The sequence below is a fragment of the Corynebacterium mastitidis DSM 44356 genome (assembly GCF_000375365.1).
GTDB classification, from domain to species: domain Bacteria; phylum Actinomycetota; class Actinomycetes; order Mycobacteriales; family Mycobacteriaceae; genus Corynebacterium; species Corynebacterium mastitidis.
In genome coordinates this window covers 1-1,056 of record NZ_AQXB01000038.1, presented here as the reverse complement: position 1 = coordinate 1,056, position 1,056 = coordinate 1, and the positions used below count along the sequence as shown (strand labels likewise).

1 rRNA gene is annotated in these 1,056 nt (G+C 53.9%); it reads left to right on the top strand.

Annotated elements, in window-relative coordinates:
• Positions 1-1,056 (top strand): 23S ribosomal RNA (locus B140_RS0111415); the annotation flags it as partial.

The following is a 1,056-nucleotide window of genomic DNA, read 5'->3' as shown; positions in this document are numbered from 1 at the left end:
GGGTGAAAGGCTAATCAAACTCCGTGATAGCTGGTTCTCCCCGAAATGCATTTAGGTGCAGCGTCACATTAGCTTGCCGGAGGTAGAGCTACTGGTTGGTTGAGCGGGACTATCATCTTAGCAATGTCAGCCAAACTCCGAATGCCGGTTGAAGTGTTGTGTGGCAGTGAGACTGTGGGGGATAAGCTCCATTGGTCGAGAGGGAAACAGCCCAGATCGTCGGCTAAGGCCCCTAAGGGTGTGCTAAGTGGAAAAGGATGTGGGATCGCGAAGACAGCCAGGAGGTTGGCTTAGAAGCAGCCATCCTTGAAAGAGTGCGTAATAGCTCACTGGTCGAGTGGTTCTGCGCCGACAATGTAGTGGGGCTTAAGTACACCGCCGAAGCCGCGGCAAACAATTTTTTGTTTGGGTAGGGGAGCGTCGTGCATGTGTGGAAGCAGTGGGGTGACCTTACTGTGGAGTGTGTGCGAGTGAGAATGCAGGCATGAGTAACGTTTGGCAAGTGAGAATCTTGTCCGCCGTATAACTAAGGGTTCCTGGGTCAAGTTCGTCTTCCCAGGGTGAGTCGGGGCCTAAGGCGAGGCCGACAGGCGTAGTCGATGGATAACCGGTTGATATTCCGGTACCCGTGTGTGTGCGAAAAGTGGTGAATCGGTGATACTAACCACCCACCGGCCCGCAAACGGTCTCTTTGAGGTTGTTGTGGTGTTGGTGCGTGGGGCCTGAGCTGGTAGTAGCCAAGTGATGGGGTGACGCAGGGAGGTAGCTGGGCCACTTATTGGATTGTGGTGTAAGCGTGTGGCACGCAGCATAGGTAAATCCGTGTTGTTTTTGTGTGAGGCGTGATGCGTAGCCCTTGTTGGGTGATGCTGGTGATCCTGTACTGTCGAGAAAAGCCTCTAGCGAGTGCATGTGCGGCCCGTACCCTAAACCGACACTGGTGGTTTGGTAGAGTATACTAAGGCGTTCGGGTGAACTGTGGTTAAGGAATTCGGCAAATTGTCCCCGTAACTTCGGGAGAAGGGGACCCCCATGTGGTGCATCATCCTTGTCGGT